The 21,944-nt window shown below is 65.6% G+C and carries 14 protein-coding genes; 7 read left to right on the top strand and 7 right to left on the bottom strand.

The genetic code is table 11. The annotated features are described in order from the left end of the window. Window positions 1-18: 18 nt before the first annotated feature. The 4 genes from JHC57_RS04265 to JHC57_RS04250 all read left to right on the top strand — a co-directional run bounded on the left by JHC57_RS04265 (window position 19) and on the right by JHC57_RS04250 (window position 5,502). A complete protein-coding gene (locus JHC57_RS04265; protein ID WP_294028803.1) occupies window positions 19-1,827 on the top strand; it encodes a monovalent cation:proton antiporter-2 (CPA2) family protein in 1,809 nt (602 codons plus the stop codon). Between the two features lie 190 nt (window positions 1,828-2,017). Next, entirely contained in the window at window positions 2,018-2,794 is a 777-nt protein-coding gene (locus tag JHC57_RS04260) for an SDR family NAD(P)-dependent oxidoreductase (protein ID WP_294028809.1), read from the top strand. Next, on the top strand, window positions 2,788-3,579 hold the full coding sequence (locus JHC57_RS04255) for an enoyl-CoA hydratase/isomerase family protein (RefSeq protein WP_294028808.1): 792 nt from the start codon (window positions 2,788-2,790) through the stop codon (window positions 3,577-3,579). The genes JHC57_RS04260 and JHC57_RS04255 overlap by 7 nt, the downstream gene beginning before the upstream one ends. Before the next feature lie 105 nt (window positions 3,580-3,684). Further along, the gene (locus JHC57_RS04250) at window positions 3,685-5,502 is read left to right on the top strand and encodes an arylsulfatase (protein WP_294028802.1); all 1,818 of its coding nucleotides are present in this window, start codon (window positions 3,685-3,687) and stop codon (window positions 5,500-5,502) included. A gap of 3 nt (window positions 5,503-5,505) precedes the next feature. Here the strand turns inward: JHC57_RS04250 and JHC57_RS04245 are convergent, their stop codons facing one another. Continuing rightward, window positions 5,506-6,132, bottom strand: a complete 627-nt coding sequence (locus JHC57_RS04245; protein WP_294028801.1) for a TetR/AcrR family transcriptional regulator — start codon at window positions 6,130-6,132, stop codon at window positions 5,506-5,508. A gap of 73 nt (window positions 6,133-6,205) precedes the next feature. On the opposite strand from JHC57_RS04245, the gene JHC57_RS04240 reads away from it, so the two are divergent. Continuing rightward, window positions 6,206-7,888 carry a sulfatase-like hydrolase/transferase gene (locus JHC57_RS04240; protein ID WP_294028800.1) on the top strand — a complete coding sequence of 561 codons (1,683 nt, stop codon included), beginning with the start codon at window positions 6,206-6,208 and terminating at the stop codon, window positions 7,886-7,888. Window positions 7,889-7,912: 24 nt separating this feature from the next. On the opposite strand, the gene JHC57_RS04235 is transcribed toward JHC57_RS04240, so the two are convergent. Next, a complete protein-coding gene (locus JHC57_RS04235) occupies window positions 7,913-9,496 on the bottom strand; it encodes a winged helix-turn-helix domain-containing protein (protein WP_294028799.1) in 1,584 nt (527 codons plus the stop codon). Between the two features lie 108 nt (window positions 9,497-9,604). Between JHC57_RS04235 and JHC57_RS04230 the strand changes: the two genes are divergently transcribed. Next, window positions 9,605-10,483 carry a class I SAM-dependent methyltransferase gene (locus tag JHC57_RS04230; RefSeq protein WP_294028798.1) on the top strand — a complete coding sequence of 293 codons (879 nt, stop codon included), beginning with the start codon at window positions 9,605-9,607 and terminating at the stop codon, window positions 10,481-10,483. A gap of 175 nt (window positions 10,484-10,658) precedes the next feature. Here the strand turns inward: JHC57_RS04230 and JHC57_RS04225 are convergent, their stop codons facing one another. Both JHC57_RS04225 and JHC57_RS04220 read right to left on the bottom strand, forming a co-directional pair. After that, a complete protein-coding gene (locus JHC57_RS04225) occupies window positions 10,659-11,825 on the bottom strand; it encodes an iron-containing alcohol dehydrogenase (RefSeq protein WP_294028797.1) in 1,167 nt (388 codons plus the stop codon). A 241-nt stretch (window positions 11,826-12,066) separates the two neighbouring features. After that, window positions 12,067-15,033: a TonB-dependent siderophore receptor gene (locus JHC57_RS04220; protein ID WP_294028796.1), complete on the bottom strand. Its 2,967-nt coding sequence runs from the start codon at window positions 15,031-15,033 to the stop codon at window positions 12,067-12,069. Between the two features lie 457 nt (window positions 15,034-15,490). Between JHC57_RS04220 and JHC57_RS04215 the strand changes: the two genes are divergently transcribed. Continuing rightward, window positions 15,491-17,872 (top strand): penicillin acylase family protein, encoded by a 2,382-nt coding sequence (locus JHC57_RS04215; protein WP_294028795.1) that lies wholly within the window; start codon window positions 15,491-15,493, stop codon window positions 17,870-17,872. Here the strand turns inward: JHC57_RS04215 and dacB are convergent. Genes dacB through JHC57_RS04200 form a run of 3 tightly spaced genes read right to left on the bottom strand, consistent with a single transcriptional unit; the run spans window position 17,869 to window position 21,900 of the window. Next, window positions 17,869-19,347, bottom strand: coding sequence for a D-alanyl-D-alanine carboxypeptidase/D-alanyl-D-alanine-endopeptidase (gene dacB / locus JHC57_RS04210; RefSeq protein ID WP_294028794.1), 1,479 nt, complete (start codon window positions 19,345-19,347; stop codon window positions 17,869-17,871). The genes JHC57_RS04215 and dacB overlap by 4 nt on opposite strands. 1 nt (window position 19,348) lies before the next feature. Further along, window positions 19,349-20,371, bottom strand: coding sequence for a serine hydrolase (locus JHC57_RS04205; RefSeq protein ID WP_294028793.1), 1,023 nt, complete (start codon window positions 20,369-20,371; stop codon window positions 19,349-19,351). After that, a complete protein-coding gene (locus JHC57_RS04200; protein ID WP_294028792.1) occupies window positions 20,368-21,900 on the bottom strand; it encodes a permease in 1,533 nt (510 codons plus the stop codon). The genes JHC57_RS04205 and JHC57_RS04200 overlap by 4 nt, the downstream gene beginning before the upstream one ends. Window positions 21,901-21,944: the final 44 nt, after the last annotated feature.

Here is a 21,944-nt window from a genome sequence, read left to right as displayed (position 1 = left end):
CCGGGTAGGGGACGAACCATGGCCGCCGAAACAGCACATGCCGCCGAGGCGGCGGCGCACGGGTTCGACCTGTTGCCGATCGTGATCCTGCTCGCGGCCGCGGTCGTCGCGGTGCCGCTGTTCAAGCGCCTCGGGCTCGGGTCGGTGCTCGGCTATCTCGCAGCCGGCCTTGCGATCGGTCCATTCGGGCTGGCGCTCTTTTCGGACGCGCAGACGATCCTGCACGTCGCCGAACTCGGCGTCGTCATGTTCCTCTTCATCATCGGGCTGGAGATGCAGCCGTCGCGCCTGTGGGCGATGCGCGGCGAGATTTTCGGGCTCGGCGCGGCGCAGGTCGGCGGCGCGATCGCGCTGCTCATCTGTGTCGGGCTCGCGCTCGGCTATCCGGTGGCGGCAAGCTTCGTCGCCGGCACCGGCTTCGTCCTCACCTCGACCGCGATCGTCATGCAGATGCTCGACGAGCGGCGCGAGATGGGCCAGCCCAAGGGGCGCCGGATCATCGCGATCCTGCTGCTCGAGGATCTGGCGATCGTGCCCTTGCTCGCGCTCACCGCCTTCCTCGCCCCGGGCGGCGAGGCGGTGTCGATGACCGACCGTCTGATCGCCGTCGCGATCGGTCTCGGCGCGATCGTCGGCCTGATCCTTGCGGGCCGCTATCTGCTCGACCCGATGTTCCGGCTGCTCGGGCGGGCGAAGGCGCGCGAGGTGATGACCGCCGCCGCGCTGCTCGTCGTTCTCGGCGCCGCGCTCGCGATGCAGACCGCCGGCCTCTCGATGGCGATGGGCGCCTTCCTCGCCGGGGTTCTGCTCTCCGAATCCTCCTTCCGCCATCAGCTCGAAGCGGACGTCGAACCCTTTCGCGGCATCTTGCTCGGCCTCTTCTTCCTCGGCGTCGGCATGGCGCTCGACCTCAATATCGTTGCCGCCAACGCCGGGCTGATCGCGATCTCGGTCACCGCATACATGACGCTCAAGATGATCGTGATCTACTCGGTCGCGCGCCTGTTCAGAAGCGGCCATGCCGAGGCGGTCGAGCGCGCGGTGCTGATGGCGCAGGGCGGTGAATTCGCGTTCGTGCTCTACGCCGCGGCGGCGAGCGTCGGCATCATCGATGCCGAAAGCAATGCGACGCTGACCGCGATCATTATCGTGTCGATGGTGCTGACCCCGGTCATGATCATCCTGCACGATCGCTTCATGCCGCGCGCCGAGGACAAGACGGACGATCTCGATGTCGCCGACGACCTCAGCGCCAGCATATTGATGATCGGCTTCGGCCGTTTCGGCCAGATCGTCAGCCAGCCGCTCTTCGCCAATGGCTGCTCCATCTCGCTGATCGACACCGATACGATCGCGATCCGCGAATCGATGGCCTTCGGATTCAAGATCTATTACGGCGACGGCACGCGGCTCGACATCCTGCATGCCGCGGGCGCGCACAGCGCGCGAATGATCATCGTCGCGACCGACGATCGCGAGACCACGCTCAGGATTGTCGAGCTGGTGAAGGCCGAGTTCCCGCACACGCCCCTGCTGGCGCGCGCGTTCGACCGCGAGCATGCGATCGAGCTCGTTCACGCCAATGTCGATTATCAGGTCCGCGAAACCTTCGAATCGGCACTGGTGATGGCGGAAGAGGCGCTGCGACGGCTCGACGTCGATGCGGACGCCATCGGCGATATTCTGGACGAGACGCGGCGGCGCGATCAGGAGCGCTTCGACATCGAAATCTGCGACGGCGTCTACGCCAGCCGTCACCTGATCCAGGGCAATGTCCCCGTCGAGGACCGCGATCAATATATTGTGAAGCCCACCGACACGCGGTGACCTTTATCCCCCGCCCGCCGCGCTCGGCAGCCGCGACGGGGGATGAGGTTCGTTGTGCACGAAGAGAACAATAGGGGAACAAAATCGCTTCGTCAATATGTTTGTCGCGGTTTTTCAGCCAACCCGCGCGTCCGGTTGACGTGAACGTCAATCGAGCCCAATGCATAGGTAACGAAGGAAAGGGAGCATGATGGCGGAGCAACCGAAGTTCGATCTCACGGGACGCGTGGCGCTGGTGACCGGCGCCTCCTCGGGGCTGGGCGCGGGCTTTGCGAAAGCGCTGGCGGCCTCGGGCGCGAAGGTCGTGCTCGCCGCGCGCCGCGCCGACAAGCTCGCCGAACAGGTCGCCGCGATCGAGGCGACGGGCGGGCAGGCGATTGCCGTCAGCATGGACGTTACCGACGAGGCATCGACCAGGGCGGCCTATGACGCTGCCGAGGCCGCCTTCGGCACCGTCGATACCATCGTCGCCAACGCCGGGGTCGCGACGGAAAAAATGGCGATGGGGCTGTCGGTCGAGGAGGTCGATTTCCTGCTCGCCGCCAATGTCCGCGGCGTCTTCCTGACCGCGACCGAGGGCGCGAGGCGCCTCGACAAGGCGGGCAGCCGCGAGAAGCAGCACGGTCGCATCGTGCTGATCGGCTCGATCACCGCCGAGAAGGTGTTTCCCGCGACGTCGGTTTATGGCGCGACCAAGGCGGCGGTGCGCCACCTCGGCAAGGCGCTCGCGCGCGAATGGGCGCGGCGCGGAATCAGCGTCAATGTGATCCAGCCCGGCTATTTCGAATCCGAAATGACCGCCGAACTGTTCGACAGCGACGTCGGCGCCGCCATGGTGAAGAGCTTCCCGCGCCAGCGCATGCGCCCGCCGAGCGACCTGCACGCCCCGCTGCTGATGCTCTGTTCCGACGCCGCGCTCGGGATCACGGGCAGCGTCATCACCGTCGACGACGGGCAGACATTGTGAGCGAGTTGCTCGTCGAGGCGCGCGGCGCGGTCGAGATCGCGACGCTCAACCGGCCGGAGCGCCTGAACGCGCTGAACGAGGGGCTCGTCGACGAACTCAATGCCTATTTCGGCGGGCTCGCCGAACGTCCCGAGATCCGCGTCGTCATCCTGCGCGGCGCCGGGCGCGGCTTCTGCGCCGGGCTCGACATCCGGGAAGACCGGTCGAGCGACGAAACGCCTGTGCTCCGCACGCTCCGCACGCAGACCGGAATCGGCAATATCTATCGCAAGATGCGCGCCTGCCCGCAGCCGATCGTCGCGCTGGGCCATGGTGCGGCGTGCGGTGGCGGGCTGTCGCTGCTGCTCGCCTCCGACGTCCGTTATGCGGCGCCGTCGTTTCGCTGCAACGCCGCCTATATCCGCATCGGCCTCGGCGGCTGCGACATGGCGTCGAGCTATTTCCTGCCGCGGCTCGTCGGCGCAAGCCTCGCGTCCGAAATGATCCTGACCGGCCGCTTCATCGATGCCGAGCGCGCCTTGCGTGCCGGGCTCGTCAGCGAGATCGTCGACGAGGAAGCGCTGCTGACACGCGGCCTCGCGCTGGCGGACGAGATGCTCGCGACCTCGCCTTATGGCCTGCGTCTCTCGAAACAGGCGCTCAATCTCAATATCGACGCACCCAGCCTCGAAGCCGCGATGGCGATCGAGGACCGGCAGCAGGTGATCCTGTCGGCGACCGGGGATCATCGCGAAGCGCTCGCCGCCTTCCTTGAGAAACGCGCGCCCCGGTATCGCGAACGATAGGGTTGCCCGGTCATTATCGCCCCATTGACTTGCCGATATATTGACATAGTAAGTGTCACATCCCGAGGGGGTGGGAGTGATGGCAGTACGCAGGAGGATCACTAAATGCCGGGTCGCTTAGGCGGGTCCCGGCGTGCTGCCATCATCGCTATCGCCGCGCTCATCGGCATCGGCCCTGTGCAGGGGCAGCCAGCGGCATCGGCGCCGAAACATCCCAATATCGTCATCCTGCTCGCCGACGACTGGGGTTTTTCCGATGTCGGCGCCTTCGGTTCCGAAATCGCCACGCCGAACATCGATGCCCTCGCAAAGGCGGGGATGCGCTTCTCCAACTTCCATGTTGCGGCGTCCTGTTCGCCGTCGCGCGCGATGCTGCAGACGGGGGTGATGAACCACCGCAACGGGCTCGGCAACATGCCCGAGACGATCCCCGACGAACATCGCGGCAAGCCCGGTTACGACACGGTGATGAACTTTCGCGTCGTGACGATCGCCGAGCTTTTGAAAGCTGCGGGATACCGCACCTACCTCACCGGCAAATGGCATCTCGGCAGCGATGCCCGGCGGTTGCCGCATGCGCGCGGCTACGATCGGGCCTTCAGCCTCGCCGATGCGGGCGCCGACAATTTCGAACAGCGCCCGATCGAGGGCATGTACGACAAGGCGAACTGGACCGAGAATGGCAAGCCCGCGACCTTGCCGAAGGATTATTATTCGTCGCGCTTCGTCGTGCAGCGGATGATCGACTATATCGAGGCCGACCGGAAGAGCGGCAAACCCTTCCTCGCCTCGATCAACTTCCTCGCCAACCATATCCCGGTGCAGGCGCCCGACAGCGACATCGCGCGCTATTCGGCGATGTATCGGGACGGCTGGACCGCGCTGCGCGAAGCGCGGGCGAAGCGTGCCGCGGCTCTGGGCATCGTGCCGGCGGGCGCGCCGGTCGTCACCATGCCGACCACTCCCGACTGGAAGAAACTCGACGCCGAAGAGCGTGCTGCGGCGGTGCGCGTGATGCAGGCCTATGGCGGCATGGCGACCGCGATGGACCGCGAGATCGGCCGCCTCGTCGCGCATCTCAAGGCCACCGGCGACTACGACAACACGATCTTCGTCTTTCTGTCGGACAATGGCGCCGAGCCGACCAATCCGTTCAGCAGCCTGCGCAATCGGCTGTTCCTCGATATGCAATACGACCTCTCGACGGCGAATATCGGCCGGCGTGGCAGCTTCGCCGCGATCGGGCCGGGCTGGGCGAGCGCCGCGGCATCGCCGCTCGCGGGCTACAAGTTCACCGCGTCCGAAGGCGGACTGCGCGTTCCGCTGATCATCGCCTGGCCCGGCCATGCCGCTATTCGCGCGGGGGCGATCAACGACGGCCTCGCGCATGTCACGGATATCTTGCCGACGCTGACCGAACTGGCGGGCGTGCCGGGGCATGGCGGGTCCTGGCAGGGCAGGGCGGTCGAACCCGTCACCGGGCGCAGTCTCGTGCCGATGCTCGGGGGGCGGGGCGGCAGCGTCCATGGCGACGCGCCGCTCGGCTATGAACTGTCGGGCAATGCCGCGCTGTTTCGCGGCGATTACAAGCTGGTGCGCAATCTCGCACCCACCGGCGACGGGAAATGGCGGCTGTTCGACCTGAAGGCCGATCCGGGCGAGACGCGCGACCTTGCCGCCGCCGAGCCCGACCGCTTCGCCGCGATGATGGCCGACTATCGCGCTTATGCGAAAGCCAATGGCGTCCTCGACATGCCCGCGGGCTACACCGCCGACGAACAGATCAACCGCTATGCCTTCGAACGGCAGGGCAAGCCGCGGCTGATCCGCCTTGGTCTGTGGGCCGGAGGGATCGTCCTGCTGCTGTCCGCGCTCGTCTGGGGACTGCGCCGCCGCCGCCGCCGCCGCGCGCGGGCCGGATAGGCGTCAGTCCGCGTCGGCGATCGCCGCGATCTGCGCCTCGACCATCTGGCGCATCACCGTGCCCGCGTCTTCGGCCGACAGGCTCTGATCGTGGCGAAGCGTGCGCCAGCTATGGAACGACAGCGCCGCGCACAGCGCCTCGACACCGATACGGTTGTTCCGGACCGCGGCCGGAAGCAGGCGGACGATCAGTTCGCGTTCGAGCATCACGACCCGGCTGTACTGCCCCATCAGGAACGGGGAGTTGTAGCGCTTGATATTGGCGGCAAGGCGAAACGGCAGCGTCCTCTCGAACACGCGCACGCGTCGTCCGACGAGCTCGCGGATGTTGTCGCGCCACGGCTGGTCGGGATAGGGCGCCATCACCACCGGCATCACCTCCTCGGTGATCTTCGCGGTGATCTCGGCATAGAGCGCATCCATATCGTCGAAGTGGCGGAACACGGTGCGCAGGCCGATGCCCGCCTCTTCGGCGACGCGCGCCGCGCTCGGCGACAGGTCGCCCGCGACGATCAGTTCCATCATCGCCTCGACGATGCGCCTGTGGCTCGAACGCCCGCGCGCGCGCCGGCCGTCGATCCGGTCGGGTTCGGCCCGCTGCGCGTCGCTCTTCTTCAACCCTGTCGTCATGGCATCCCTGCTGGCCCGACTTGGCGCCGGGGTCAAACGATCTTGCGTCGCGGTCAATATAATGACACATATAGTGTCAATTGTTTCCGGACAAGCCGACGGTACGATGTGGGAGATGATCGTGAAGATAAGGTGGCTCGCCCTCCCGGCATTGTTACTCGCAGGCGCAGGCGGTTATTGGGCGTTCGAGGCGAATAAATACCGCATTCCCGGCATTCTCCAGGATTGGCGCGACCCGGTGCAGCCGAACCGTGCGGTCGCCTGGCAGCAGGGACCGGCGAAAGCGCCCGAGGGCAAGCGTCCGCCGAACATCATCCTGATCGTCGCCGACGACCTCGGCTACAACGACATCAGCCTCAACGGGGGCGGAGTTGCGGGCGGGATCGTCAAGACGCCGAATATTGACGCCCTCGCGCACGAGGGCGTCAATTTCACCACCGCCTATGCCGCGAACGCGACCTGCTCACCGTCGCGCGCAGCGATGATGACCGGCCGCTATCCGACGCGCTTCGGCTTCGAATATACAGCGGTGCCGGTCGAATTTGCCGAGAATCTGGCGCATGGCGAGGGCGTCGGGCCACACCGCGCGATCTTCCACAAGGAGCTGATTACTTCCGACATTCCGGCCTATCCCGACATGGGCGTCCCCGCGAGCGAGGTGACGATTGCCGAGGCGGTGAAGGCGGTTGGCTATCACACGCTCCATATCGGAAAATGGCATCTTGGCGAGGCGCCCAAGCTTCAGCCGCACGCGCAGGGCTTCGACGAAAGCCTGGCGATTCTCGCGGGCGCGGCGATGTTCCTGCCCGAAGATGATCCCGACAGCGTCAACGCCAAGCTTTCGTGGGACCCGATCGACCGCTTCATCTGGGCGAACCTTCGCCACGCTGTCACCTTCAACGGCAGCAAGCGTTTCCATCCCAAGGGCCATATGACCGACTATTTTGCGGATGAGGCGATCAAGGCGATCGAGGCGAACCGGAACCGGCCCTTTTTCATGTATCTTGCATTCAACGCCCCGCACACGCCGTTGCAGGCGACGAAGGTCGACTACGATCGGTTGCCGCAGATCAAGGATCACAAGACGCGCGTCTATGGCGCGATGATAGCGCAACTCGACCGCCGGATCGGCGACGTGATGGCGAAGCTGAAAGAGGCGGGAATCGACGACAATACACTTGTCATCTTCACCAGCGACAATGGCGGCGCTTGGTATAACGGCATGCCCGATCTCAATGCGCCGTTCCGCGGCTGGAAGGCGACTTTCTTCGAGGGTGGGATTCGTACGCCCTTGTTCATGCGCTGGCCCGGCGGGATCGCGGCGGAAACGCAGCGCGCCGATGTCACGGGGCATCTCGATATCTTCTCGACGATCGCCGCCGCGGCGGGCGCGAAATTGCCCGGCGACCGGACGGTCGACAGCGAAAATGTCCTCGCCGGCCCCGCCAAGCGCCCTGCCATGTTCTGGCGCTCGGGCGATTATCGCGCGGTGCGCGCGGGCGACTGGAAATTGCAGGTGACGAAGCGCCCCGAAAAGGCGCGTCTCTATAATCTCGCGGCCGACCCGACCGAACGCCACGACCTTGCCGCGCGCGATCCGCAGCGCGTCGCTGCACTGCGCGCAATGATCGAGATGCAGAACAAGGATATGGCGAAACCGATCTGGCCGGGCCTCGTCGAAGGGCCGGTACGCATCGACGTGCCGCTCGACGCACCTTGGAAGGAAGGGCAAGACTATATCTACTGGACGAACTGATGCGCAGCGGCGCTTTCGCCGGCGTCAGAGCCCCGTGCCGAGCAGTGCCCGCTCGATAATTTCGCGTCCGCCCGTCGCGGCGAAGGGAAAGGATCGCATGAAGGTTGCCCGCGATACCTGCGGGTCGAGTTGCCGTGCGCGTCCGATCCACTGCGCCGCGCGTTCGTGTTGGCCCGCCGCTTCGGCAGCGATTGCCGCAATCACCGCGATATGTTTGTGCGCGCCCGGCGACCGCGCGGCACGCTCGCCCCATTCGACCGCGCTCTCGTGATCGCCGCGCATCAGCGCGCTGACCGATCGCACCCCGAGCATCGCATAGCGCAGCGGGTCGAGCGGGCTGAGGCGCAACGCGAGTTCGGCATTTTCGTCGCTGTGCCCAATGTCGCATTGCGTCATCTCGGCCCAGGCTTTCGAATAGATCGCCTGCGCGTAATTGGGGCTGAGCGTAATCGCCGCCGACAGACGCTCCATGCTCTCCGGCACCGCGTCGGCGAACCACAGCGAGCGGCCGAGGTTGAGGTGTGCGAAGGGATCGAGCGGATCGCACTGCACCGCACGCTCGGCGAATGAGCGCGCCTGTTCGGCCATTGCGTCGGGATCGGGCGAATATTGCAGGAAACAATCCTGAAAACGCGTGAAGGACAGGCCCGACAGTGCGCGTGAAAATTCGGGATCGCGCTCGAGGGCCCGCGCGAACAGCGACGCCGCCCGCGCATTGTCCGACCGGTTGAAGCGGAACATATGATCGAGCCCGAGATGATAGGAAGACCAAGCGTCGAGCCCGCCCTCGGGCATCCGGCGCGCACGCTCCACCTCATTACGGATGATGCGTGTTTCCAGATTAGCGACCACCGCCTCAAGTATCTCGCACCGAAGATCGTGCAATTCGTCGCGTCTCGCGGTGAAGCGCTCGGCCCATACCACGGTGCGGTCGCACGTTCGTGCTAGCGTGACCGACAGGATGGCGTTGCCGCGCACTTCCTCCAGCGTTCCGGTAACGCAATACCGCACGCCCAGCGCCGCGCCGACCTGTTCGCACCCAATATCCTGCCCGCGAAAGCGGAACGACGAGGTGCGCGCGATCACTAGCAGCCAGCGCAGGCGCGACAAATCGCCGATCAACTCATCGGCAAGCGCATCGGCGATAACCGACAGCGGTCCGGGGCCGCCGACAAGGTGAAAGGGCAGCACCGCAATCGATGGCCGGTCTTCAGAAGCGATTGGAGTGACCATCTCTGCAGTTACGGGCTCGGCGGAGTTCCGCGCCGAATCCTGTCCCTGCGCGAACGCGACCGGCGCGCCGAAACGGAAACCTCGGCCGTGGATCGTGCGGATGAAGCGCTGTTCCTTGCCGTCATCTCCCAGTGCCTGCCGCGCGGCTTTGACCCGCGACGCAACAGCCGCTTCGGACACGATCCGTCCGCCCCAGATCTCCTCGATAATCTCGTCCTTGCTGACCAGCCGATCGGCATTGCTCGCGAGGAGAATCAACAGCGACAGCACCTGCGGTTCCAGACGCTTCGCTTGGCCCCGTTCGCGCAATTCGAACTTGCTTGGGTCGAGCTCGAAGCTTTCGAAGCGATAGGTTAGGGATGCGCCGAAGGACAAATCAGCATTTCTCCATAAATTCTCCATGCCGTCTTCAAGCATGGACGCGCGGAATGCCTATTCAGCCTCCCGTCGAACCACCTCCCGGTCCGTATCAAGGAGACTGTTGTGACGCTCGAAACCACCCAGCCGGTCGCGGCCCCCGCCGCGCCGCAGAACGAAAATCTACCAATCCCCGCCAACCCGAACAAGGCTCTTTGGGAGAAGGGGGATTTTACCCGTCTCGCGGCCTGCATGCGCGAAAGTGGCGATGAACTGATCGACAGCCTCGGCGTCCGTGCCGGACTCGACGTCCTGGATCTCGGCTGCGGCGATGGCACGACTGCAGTGCCGTCGGCCTATCGCGGCGCCAATGTGCTCGGCATCGACATCGCGGCCAATCTTGTGGCGGCGGGTAACGTCCGGGCCCGCGAAGCCGGTCTCGCAAACCTTCGCTTCGAGGAAGGCGACGCCTCGCATCTGGATGCGCTCGCCGACGACAGCTTCGACCTCGTCGTCAGCATCTTCGGCGCGATGTTCGCGCCGCGGCCGCTCGACACCGCCGCCGAAATGGTCCGCGTGACGCGCGCGGGCGGGCGCATCGTGATGGGCAACTGGATCCCGGGCGATCCGACCCTCATCGCGCATCTGCTCAAAATCTGCGCCGCCTACACCTCGCCGCCGCCCGAAGGCTTCGTCAGCCCGGTGACCTGGGGACAGGAGGATGCGGCGCGCGAGCGTTTCGGCGCTGCGGGCATCGCGCAGGATCGGATTGCCTGCGAACGCGCGACGTACACCTTCCGCTATGCGGGCACGCCGCGCGAATTCCTCACGATTTTCCGCGACTACTACGGTCCCACGATGAACGCGTTCGAAGCGGCCGAGAAGAGCGGCCGCCGCGCCGAGCTTCAGACCGAACTCGAACAATTGTTCGAGCGCGAAAACCGCAGCGGTGCCGATCGCACCGAAATCCCGGCGACCTACCTCAAGGTCACTGTCCGAAAATAAGCCTAGTCGATGTCGCTCCCGCACTCTCCCTGCGAGCCGGCATTCATCGGGAAGATCAGGTCCGCGGTGGCGTCGGAGTGGGATACCCCGCCTCCACATCGAGACGCAGGAGAGAGGGAGGCGGGGCGATAGCACTCAAGCAGCGTTCGGCTTAGCTGTCGATGAACAAAAGGTTTTAGCCAGCCCAGACCTGTGCGTAGAGCATCGCCATCTCCTCCGCCTCTGGCACGCGCGGATTGTTCGCGGGGGAGCCCGATGCCGCCGCCTGCGCGCACATCGTCGGTACGAGCGCCTCCCAGCGCGCCGTGTCGATTCCCCACGCCGCTGGGCCCGGAACCTCGAGCTCGCGGTTCAAGCCTGCCAGTTCGTCGAGCAGCCGCGCTACTGCCGATTGATCGCCTTCGGCTTCGTCCGCCACCCCCATCGCTCTTGCGCAGTCCGCGTAGCGATCCAGCGCCGCAGGCGCAGACCAAGCGGTCACTGTGGGCAGCAGCATCGCGTTCGACAGCCCGTGCGGGACATGGAAATGCGCGCCGATCGGGCGGCTCATCCCGTGAACCAGCGCGACCGAGCTGTTCGAAAAGGCAATCCCCGCCTGCGTCGCGCCTAGCATCATCGCCTCGCGCGCTGCGGCGTCCATCGGGTCGCTGCACACGCGGCGCAAGTTCGGGGCGATCGCGCGCATCGCGAGCAATGCCATCCCGTCGCTGAACGGATTCGCGCGCTTCGATACATAGGCCTCAATCGCATGCGTCAGCGAATCGATCCCCGTATCGGCGGTGAGCCCCGCCGGCTTGGTAAAGGTCAGCTCATAATCGACAAGCGCCGCGACGGGCAGATAGGCGAGTCCAGGGCAGAGCATCTTCTCGTCGGTCGTCTCGTCGGTGATGATCGTGAAGCGCGTCGCCTCCGACCCCGTGCCCGCGGTGGTCGGGACGGCGATCACCGGCAAGCCCGGCGCGTCCTGTACATGCGGTGCCTTGTAATCCGCCATCGCGCCGCCGTGCATCCCCAGCAAGGCAATCGCCTTCGCACTGTCGAGCGGGCTGCCACCGCCGAAACCGACGATGCAGTCATGCTCGCCCTTGTGCAGGAACGCCACGCCCGCATCGATCGACGCGATGGTCGGATCGGGCACCGTGTCGGCGAATACGCGCGCGGCAATTCCCGCCTTAGCTAGCCTCTCTGTCAGTTCCTGAACACGGCCGCTGCTCACCAGCCAGCCATCGGTCACGACCAGCGGCCGCGACAGTCCCAGCGCGCCAAGCACCTCGGGCAATTGCTTCGAAGCCCCGCCGCCGATGCGGAAGACGCGGGGCAGGGCGATACTCGCGATGCTCAACGGATCAACTCCTCAGGATGACGGCCTGCCTGTCTGGATGTAAGCTCCTAGATTGCAGCGGAGCGGTCGGTTTGCCGTCCAACAAATCCAGCCCTTTCCGACGATTCATTGCCTTGATGGCATGGAATAGGGGGCAAGGAGAGAGCAATTTGGGTTGCTGTATTACAGCGTCAACGCGCACGGTGCCGGACCGTGCACGTCGATGCGATTTTCAAGCGGGAGCGTGGCTCTTCTGATCAGTTTACTTGGTCCGGAACCGGATCCCAACACGGAACTGGCGGCCGAGCAGGTCCGAAAAGGTGCTGTTCGCGGCGAGACCCGTTTCGGGCAGCAGCAGCGGATCGGCATCGAACAAATTGGTGACGTTGAAGAAAAGCTCCGCCTGCGAACCGCTTTTCATCTGGACCTTCTGCGTCAGGTTGAGGTCGACATAGAAGGTCCCTTTGACATGGTTGTTGTCATAGGTTGGGGCTTGGCTGGTCGAGGTCGGGCAGTTGCTCGTGCATTCGATGGCGTTAGCCAGATATTTGCCCGAACTGACGCCGCGGCCGACAACGGTGCCTGAGAAGGTCGGTGTCTCGTAATTGAGGCTACCGCGGAAAATCCATTTTGGCGTACTGAACTGGCCGCCATTCGCACCGACGGTATTGACCGGCGTGACACCGGTAATGCCGGTGTCCGACAGATTCTCGATATAGCGCGTCGCATTACCCCGCAGCGTGATACTGCTTTCTCCGCCGACCGGCAGGCGATAGGCGGCGTCGAAGTCGATGCCGCGCACCAGTTTGCTGACGAAGTTGAATGGCTGGCTGCGGATCAGCAGATAGGGGACGCGCGGCGGCCCCGGTTGTTCGCGCGACGGATCCTCGGTGATCGCGGCACAATATTCCTGCCGTCCTTCGTCGCAGCGATTGACGATTTCCTGCGCCGTAAGCGTATCGATCGCATCCTCTAGGTCGATACGGAAATAATCGACCGACGCGCTGAAGCCGGGGAGGAAACGCGGCGTGACCACCGCGCCGATATTCCACGAATCTGCCTTTTCGGGTTTCAGGTCGGGGTTGCCCGTCGTCAGGCCCGAATAGGGGAAAAATTGCGGGCCGCTGGTCGGGTCGCCCTGAACGAACTGGGGGTTGCGCACCGAATCGCTGTTGGCGGTGCCCGCTTGGAACAGTTCGTTGAGGTTGGGCGCCCGAATGTCGCGTGACCGTGTCACGCGGAAACGGATATCCTCGATCGGTGCCCAAGTCGCGCCGAGCTTCCATGTGGTGACATAGCCCGATGTCGAATAGTCGGTCGCGCGCACCGCGCCGTTGAACTCGAGGCCAAAGCCCAGCGGGACCACGGTCTCGAGATAGGCTTCCTTCACATTATAGCTGCCCTTGAACGGCAGATAGTTGCCGACCGACCATTGGTTCAAAAAGCCCGGTCGTCCGTTGGCATCGACCGTCGCGAGCGGCTGAAACTCTTCCGGAACGCTGCCACGGATCTTCTCTTCGCGATATTCGCCGCCGATCGCGACGCTGACGTCGCCCGCCCAGGTCGCGAATGGCGTCATCGACAGGTTGGCGCCCGCGACATATTGCTGCATTACCTGCTTGCGATAGGGGTCGCCGAGCACATAATCGATCGCCGCCGGATCAGCGACGCCGATGCCCAGCCGATTGAGCGGCACGCAGTTCGGATCATTGTTGGTGGCGCTGGCATCGACGTTGATCAAGCACTGGATCGAGCCGGTAGCATAGCCGCCGGCGTTTCCGGCCGGTGCAAAGGCGGCGTTCGTCGCATCTCGCATCCGGGCGACGTGCATGATGTTGCGAAGCTGCTCGCGGAGGTCCGAGCGGCTGTATTGGCCGTAGACGTCCCAGCGCGCGGACTTGCCGAATGCGTCGAACTCACCCTCGGCACCAATGACATAGCGCTGGACCTCGCGCTTGTTGTTGATCCCACGGAATGGCAGGTCGGCCGCGGTGGTCGTGATGCTAACGCTGTCGACGCCCGCGAGCCGTGCGGCGCCCAGCGTCTGCAGCGCGAAGGCGTTGCAGGTCGTCGGGACGGGAACGGTCGTACAGCCGATCGTGCTGAGCGTTGCCGAGCCCAAGTTGGGGCCAGCGTTGAAGAAGACTTCCTGCTTGTTGTACGACCCTTCAGCGAAGATTTCGACGCCATCGGCGATTTCATAGCTCAGGCGACCATAGGCGCCCCAGCGGTCATCCTTGGGATTGAGGCCGATACGGCGACCCGAATCGTTGAGCCGCCAGTCGCCGCCAACGGTGCGAGTCACCGCAGAGCCGCTGTTCAGCGCAGGCGAGTTGAACGACCCATAGTTGAAGGGAATGACCTGACCGTTCTGGCCGAAATAGAGGCCGCGCAGCGCATTGTTATTGCCCGCCGAACCTGTGATGAAGCCGCCCGGCGCCTGGTTCGTCTGGCCGGCGTTTCTCCGTACCGTGATGAACTGGGGGAGGCCGTTGCCGGCCACATAGTCGGGATTCTGAAAGGCCAGATAGCCCCGGTGGTTCCACGGCCGGTCGTTCGGATCGACTTCGTAGATACCGTCCTGATGCGCGATCTCGGCGTTGAACACCGCATGGCCGCGGCCGTCGGCGAAGGACATGCCGCCCGCGACACTGCCCGAATAGTTGAACCCGTCCCCCTTGTCGGTGAGACCGATGTCGCCGGTGATGCGCAGGCCCTCCAGCCTTTTGTTGAGGACGAAGTTGACGACGCCGGTGACGGCGTCCGAACCATAGGCCGACGAGGCACCCCCGGTCACCACTTCGACGCGATCGACCAACGCCTGCGGGATGGTGTTGATGTCGACCCAGCCATAGATTGTGGAACCGACCGAACGGCGGCCGTCGACGAGAACGAGCACGCGGCTTTCGCCGAGGTTGCGCATATTGAGCGCGTTGATACCCGCCGAACCGTTCGAAATGTTTAGGCGCGAGTTGGCCGGCCGCGTCGAGCCCGCGAGTTGCGGAAGCTGGTTTACGAAATCGGCGATATTGTTCGACGGTGAGGTGTTCTGGATATCCTGCTGCGTCAGCACGACCAGCGGGGTCGGCGCCTGGAAGCCGTCGCGCGCGACGCGCGAGCCGGTGACGATGATCTGGTCGGCCGGCGCCGCTTCGGTGTCGGCAGGAGCGGCTTGCTCCTGCGCCTGCGCCAGCGCCGGTGCAGCCTGCACCAGTGCCAACGCGGTCATTGCAACGCCGAAACGACCCAGCGGCAGACGATTTTGTCGAACATCACGCATGTTAGCAGTCCCCTTTTTCACCCAGGGCCCAAGCCGCACGCCGCCCGAGGCGTGTCCCGGCCGGTTGCCGGACTGGCTTGCCCTATCGTCCCACCTGACCATCCGGCGGATGCTTCGCTCCGCCCTGTTATTTTATCGATATGCGCCGAGCCGGTCCGGCCATCGCGACGTTCGGGGCGCGCGGCCGACCGGCTTCGTGACAGCGAAGTTACAGGGTGGCGTCGGCAGGTCAACAGCTAGGCTAATAACCTGAATATATGGATATATAGCCCGGCGGAATGGACGGCCCGAATTCGCCGGACTCCCGATAGCTTGCAGTTATAGGGCGCGGCGTGCTTGTTATGGCCCCGCGGCACTGTCGTGCGATAGGCTATTCTATCATCAATCATTTTCGAAAGGAAACCCGTTGATCCAGCGCCGAGCGTTCCTGCTGGCTTCGGTCGCGCTTGTCGCGATGCCCGGGAGCCTCATCGCAAAACCCCGCATCAAAGGCTCGTCGCGCAAGATCGGCCTGTCCGGGGCACGCGCGCCGATCGAGATCGTGGAGGACGAACTTGGCGTCCCGCACGTCCGGGCCGCTTCGCTCCACGATGCTTTTTTCGGGCAGGGCTACCTGGTCGCGCGCGACCGCCTGTTCCAGATCGACATGGAGCATCGCCGCGACATGGGACGCATGGCCGAGTCGTTCGGCCCACGCTTCGTCACTGCCGACAAGGCGGCGCGGCTCTTCCTCTATCACGGTGACCTCGAGTCCGAGCTCGCGGCGCTGCCGCCCGACGTGCTCGAATGTGCGCGCGGCTATGTCGCCGGCGTCAACGCGCGGATCGACGAACTCGCGGCCGACCCGGCGCAGTTGCCGCTCGAATACGGGATACTCGGCATCAGTCCGCTGCGCTGGGACGTGCGCGATTTTGTTCGCGACCGCGGCATAAGCATGGGCGACGCCGACGACGAGGTGCGCCGGGCGCAGCTCCAGGCGCGAGGCCTGCTCGATGCCGATCAGCTGATGATCCCGCTGCGCCCCGCCTGGTCCTTTACCATTCCCGAGGGGCTCGACGTCGCGGCGGTGAGCGAGGCCGACCTTGGCATCCTCGACCCGGCGAACCGGACTGCGAGCTTCGCGCCCGTTCAGGAAGCGGTGCTCGACCCCGCGCAGCGCAACGCCGACCGCTTCGCGCTCGGCAGCAACGCCTGGACCGTCGCGCCATCGCGCACCGCGACCGGACGGCCGATCCTCGCCAACGACCCGCATCTCGGCATCGGTGGAGCGAGTCCGCGCCATATGGTCCATCTGACCGCGCCGGGGCTCGATGTCATCGGGGCGGGCGCGCCGGGGCTGCCCGGCATCATGCAGGGGCACACCGATCGCTTCGCCTTCGGCCGTACCAATTTTCATATTGACCAGACCGACCTGTTCATCCTGCGAACGAAGAAGGACGATTCCGGCCGCTATTGGCACAAGGGCGAATGGAAAGCGTTCGAGACCTTCGAGGAGGAGATTGCGGTCAAGGGCGCTCCGCCCGAGCGAGTGACGCTGCGCTATGCGAATGGCCGCCCGATCGTATCCGAGGACGCGGCGCGCGAACGCGCGGTCGCCTTCGCCACGGTCAGCATGCTGCCAGGCGCGAACATGCGCTTCGCGATGATCGCGATCAACCTGTCGAAGGACTGGACCTCGCTGCGGCAGGCGTTCAGGCTGCATGTCTCCCCTACCAATTTCCATTATGCCGATATCGACGGCAACACCGGCTGGCAGACGATCGGCTTCACCCCGCGCCGCCCGAAGCATGACGGGCTGCTGCCCGCGCCCGGCGACGGCGATTTCGACTGGACGGGCCTGTTGCCGGTCGAGGATATGCCGCATGTCTATAACCCGCCCGAGGGCTGGTTCGCGTCGGCGAACCAGATGAATCTGCCGGCGGGCTATCCGTATCGCGAGCGGATCATCAGCTTCAGCTGGAGCGATCCCTTCCGCTATGATCGCTGCGCCGAGGTGCTGCGCGCCCAGCCGAAGCACCGGATCGAGGACAGCATCGCGCTCCAGCACGACGTCCAGTCGCTCCCGGCGCGCGCGATCGTCAAGCTGCTGCCTGCCGTTCCGTCGCCCGAGGCCGCGAGCGCCGCGGCGCTGCTCCGCCGCTGGGATTGCGGGATCAGGGCCGACAGCGCGGCGACCCTGCTCTACGAAATGGTGATGGCGGCGCTTTCGACCGCCTTTTACGACCGGATCGTTCCGGCGGCGGCGAAGGATCTGATCGCGTCGGTCAACCTTTCCGAAATGCTGCGTATCCTTACCGCACCCGACAAGCGCCTTGGCGAAGATCCGCTGGCGGCGCGCGACGCGATGATCGACAAGGCGCTGGCGGCGGGCTGGAAGCGCGCGGTCGAACTGGGCGGTGCCGATCCCGCGGGCTGGAAGTGGGGAGACCTCCACCGTGTGACGATTGCGCATCCGCTGGCGTCGTCGAACCCGGCGATCGCCGCGGCCTTTCCGAAGATCGAGGGCGGCCGCTCGGGCGGCGACTGGAACACGCCGATGGCGCGCGGCTTCAATGCCAAGCGCGGTTTCGACGTCTCGCATGGCGCCAGCTATCTGTTCGTCGCCGACGTCGGCGCGTGGGACAACAGCCGTTTCCTGCTGTTGCCCGGCCAGTCGGCCGATCCGCGTTCGCCGCGCTATCGCGACTTCTATCCCAAATGGATCGCGGGCGAGATGCAGCCGCTATGGTTCAGCAAGGCGGCGGTCGATCGCCACGCGGCGGCGCGCCTGATCCTCGCGCCCGGCTAAAGCGCTTCGGCGATCGCGACGAGCGCGCGGTCGACCGCGGCGGTCGCCTGGGCATCGGTGTCCTCGGGCATGTCGTTCGCCAGCGCCGAGAAGATCAAGGTCTTGCCGCTGCGCGTCGTGAGGTAGCCCGACAGCGCGCGCGACGCGTTGAGCGACCCGGTCTTGGCGAACAGCCTGCCTTCGAGGATCGTGCCCTTGAAGCGGTTCTGCAACGTGCCGTCGCGTCCGGCGATCGGCAGCGTCGCGCGCCAGTCCATACTCCACGGCTGGCGCGCGATCCAGCCGAGCAGGCTGACCGCGGCGCGCGGGCTGATGCGGTTGTAGCTCGACATGCCCGACCCGTCGGCGAAGTGATAGCCGGTCGCGGGCAGTCCCGCCGCGGTCATCACGCTGTGCATCACCGCCTGTCCATCGGCGATCGAACCGCTGCCCGCGTGGCGCGCGACGCGGCGCAGCATCAGTTCGGTGTGGAGATTCTGGCTCTCCTTGTTGATCCGCACCATATTTTCGGCGAGCGACGGCGCGGGCAGTTCGGCGAGCATCGGGGGTTCGACGGGCAGCGTGGCAGCTGCACCCTTGCGGTTTTCGGGATCGTCGGCGGTGGTCAGCGGGCGGTGACGCACCTCGACATTGCCGTCGACATGCACGCCGCGCGCGCGGAGCAGTTCGCCGAGGCGCCACGCGGCATAATGCGCCGGATCGTCGATGCCATAGCGCAGCGTCATCGGCGCGACATCGGCGCCGACCGTTCCCGTCAGCCGCAGGACGCCGCTGTTCGGCATGCGGAACGCCTCGATTTCATCTGCTTTCCCGGCGACGGTGGCGACGCGGTTTTCGATCGCGAAATAGCCGGGTGCCTCGATCGTCGGCGCGGCGCCCACCGCGCCGGGCGTGAGCCTGATCACCAGCTCATTGTCGTCGAGGGTCAGCGCCGAGACGCCGGTGCCGTAGCGCGACTGGATATTGTTCCAGCTCATCCCCGGGCTCCACCGCTCGTCGGGGAACCAGCTGTCGTCGCCGACAATGTTGCGGACATGGCGCGTCTTCGCGGCGACCGCATCGGCGAGCGTCTGCAGGCAGTCGGCCTTGCAGTCTTCGGCGCTCGACAGCAGCGCGTCGCCGCGGCCGTGCAGGACGACGTCCGTCGCGGCGCCCGTCTGTTCGAGCCGTACGCCGGTACCCTTTGCGGTCCGCTGGAGCAAAGGCAGCTCGGCATAGGCGATGGCGGTCGTGAACATCTTGGTATTCGATGCCGGGATGAAGCGCTGGTCGGGCGCGATCGACACCAGCACCTCGCCATCGAGCGTCGTGACAAGCATCCCGAAGCGCGAGCCCGCCGGTCCTTCGGCGAGCTTTTGCTCGACCGTCGTCTGCACCGGGACGGGCGTCGGGCTCGTCTGCGCGCGGGCTGCGGTCAGCGAAAGCGACAGCGCGAGGGTCGATGCCAGGGCGAAGCGTGCAATCGATATCGTCATATTATGTCCGTTCGTCCCAGGCTGAAATGACCCGCTCGCCCACCGCAGGGCGCAGGGTCGTGATGCCGCTGTCGGCGTGGCGGGTCGGATGGACCCGGTTGGTGAGCAAAGTCCAGGCGAGACCGCGCGCGAAATCGATCCAGAGGCCGGTGCCGGTGAAGCCCGTGTGGCCGATCGTGTCGGCCGAACAGGCGTCGCCGCCGTGCCATCCGGCAAAGGCGCGTTCCCATCCGCAGGTCCGGTGGCGGTCGCCCGCGGTGCGGACCTCGGTCATCATCGCGGGTGACAGGATTTCGCCGGCCAGCATCGCGCGCGCAAAGCCGAGCACGCCATCGACGGTTCCGAACATCCCCGCATGACCGGGCGCGCCGCCGAGCGCGAAGGCGTTTTCGTCGTGCACCTCGCCCTTCATCACGCGTCCGCGCCAGCTGCAAAGTTCGGTTGCGACCGCGGGGCCGGGCGGCGGGCCGAAGCCGAGGCCTTCGCCGAGCGGCCAGTCCGGCAGCGGCGCGCCGGTGATACGTTCGACCGCGATCCCGAGCAGGATGAAATTGATGTCCGAATAGACGGGTGGGCCGTGGCGCCATTCGCGTTGCAGGACGAAGGCGCGCAGGCGCGCGGGATCGCTGCCATAGGTATAGACGGGCTCGACCGCGGGCAGGAAGCTGCGGTGCATCAGGCAGTCGCGGAAGGTCAGCTTGCGCTCGGCGGCGTTCGCGACGTCATATTGGCGAAGATCGGGGATCGCGTCGGTCAGCGGGCGGTCGAGCTCGAGGCGGCCCTGCTCGGCGAGTTTCAGGACCATCACCGTCGTTGCGATGACCTTGCTGAGCGAAGCGAGATCGAACCAGTGAGCGCGGGTCAGTTCCTCCCGCTCGGGGACGAGTGCGGCCATTCCGGCGAAACGCACCGCGCTCTCGCCATCGGCGCTGACGACGCCGAGCGCGGCGCCGGGAATGCGGCCGCCTTCGACCGCTTCCAGCGCCGGTGCGAAGCCTTGTTCGCAGACCTGCCGGATCGTCATGCCGAGCGGGCTTTCACGCGCACGATCACGGGCAGCAGGAAGATCGCAGCGAAACTCAGCGCGCCCGACAGCAGGAAGAAGCCGTCATAGCCGATCTCAGTCTGCATCGATCCCGAGGCGCCGGCGAGAAGGCGCGGCAGCAGAAAGGCGAAACCCGAGAGCAACGCATATTGCGCGCCCGGACAGGACGGGCTGACCAGCATCGAGAGATAGACGACGAAGACCGCTCCCGCGAACCCGTTGCCGAACTGGTCGACCGCGACGGAGGTATAGAGGATGAACGCCGATGGCTCGCTGTGCCACAGCCAGACATAGATCCAGTTGCCGAGCGCCGCGGTCACCGCGCCGATGCCGAGCGTCCAGCCGAGCGACAGGCGGGTCGACAGAAAGCCGCCCAAGGCGACTCCCGCCATGCTCGCCGACAAGGCAACGACGCCGTCGGCGACGCCGATCTGGTGCAGGCTGTAGCCCCTGTCGTTCCACAACGGGTGCGACAGCGTCAGCGTGAGCACGTCACCCATCCGGTATAGCGAGACGAAGGCGAGTATCGCCAGCACGGGCGTGCCGTAGCGCCAGAAGAGCTCGACATAGGGCGCGGCGAAGCTCGACATGCTGCCGAGCGCATCGGCGGGCAGGCGGCGGATGCGAGGCAGCGCCAATGCCAGCACCACGAAGGGTAACAGCGCGAGGGCCAGAACGACCGGTGTGACATTGGTCCTTGCCGAAATTCCCGCGCTTTGGGCAGTGGAAAGCAGCGCCCAACCGAGTCCGGCGGTGACGATCGTCGCCGCGAGCACGATGAGCAAGCTGGCAAGCGTCCCGGTGGCCAATGCCCGGGCGCGACCTTCGGCGCCTTCACGTTCGGGTCGCATCGCCGCGAGGATCGGGAAAGGCAGGAAGGCGGCGACGGCGATCGCCATATAGGCGACCGTCCAGTCGGCCCAGGCGGCGACAAGGATTGCGCCGCTTCCCGCCGCGACCATCGCGCTGCGATAGCCCCAGAGGTTGGCGGCGACGATCGGGGCCTGCCCGGCCTGCGACGGCGCGAGTTCGATGCGCCATCCGTCGGCGGCGACTTCCAGTGTCGTCGTCCAGAAGGCGAGCAGGATCGCGAACAGCGCGGTGAGCGGCAGGCTCTTGTCGTTCGAGGTGAAGGCCATCGCGGCCATCGAGAGAAAGATGCCGAGCTGCGAGAGCATGATCCACCCGCGGCGCCGCCCCCAGAAGCGTGCGAAACCGGGTATGTCGTAGCGCTCGATCAACGGCGCCCACGCGAATTTGAAGGTCGGCAGCAGGGCGATCCACGCGAAGAAGCCGATGATGACGATGTCGACGCCGTGCCGCGACAGGCGCAGGGTCAGCACCGCGTTGAACATGTAGAAAGGCAGGCCCGCCGAGAAACCGAGCAGCAGATAGAGGGCGAGCAGGCGGCGCGCCGATGGCCTGGCGGGCATGCCGTGCGTGTCGGCCGGCGCATCGGCACCGGGCGCCGCGGCCATCCCGTTCGCTTCGATCGCCGACGCGGTCACGCGCCGGCCTCTGATCCGATCGGCATTCCGCCCCGCACCGGCAG

The sequence above is a fragment of the Sphingopyxis sp. genome, assembly GCF_016463645.1.
Lineage (GTDB): Bacteria > Pseudomonadota > Alphaproteobacteria > Sphingomonadales > Sphingomonadaceae > Sphingopyxis.
This window is presented reverse-complemented; position numbering and strand designations above follow the sequence as displayed.

Bases quoted from the DNA above. Each gene is read 5' to 3' on its own strand.
- JHC57_RS04265 (WP_294028803.1), top strand. From the start codon at position 19: ATGGCCGCCGAAACAGCACATGCCGCCGAGGCGGCGGCGCACGGGTTC.
- JHC57_RS04260 (WP_294028809.1), top strand. From the start codon at position 2,018: ATGGCGGAGCAACCGAAGTTCGATCTCACGGGACGCGTGGCGCTGGTG.
- JHC57_RS04250 (WP_294028802.1), top strand. From the start codon at position 3,685: ATGCCGGGTCGCTTAGGCGGGTCCCGGCGTGCTGCCATCATCGCTATC.
- JHC57_RS04245 (WP_294028801.1), bottom strand. From the start codon at position 6,132: ATGACGACAGGGTTGAAGAAGAGCGACGCGCAGCGGGCCGAACCCGAC.
- JHC57_RS04220 (WP_294028796.1), bottom strand. From the start codon at position 15,033: ATGACCGCGTTGGCACTGGTGCAGGCTGCACCGGCGCTGGCGCAGGCG.
- dacB (WP_294028794.1), bottom strand. From the start codon at position 19,347: ATGACGATATCGATTGCACGCTTCGCCCTGGCATCGACCCTCGCGCTG.
- JHC57_RS04205 (WP_294028793.1), bottom strand. From the start codon at position 20,371: ATGACGATCCGGCAGGTCTGCGAACAAGGCTTCGCACCGGCGCTGGAA.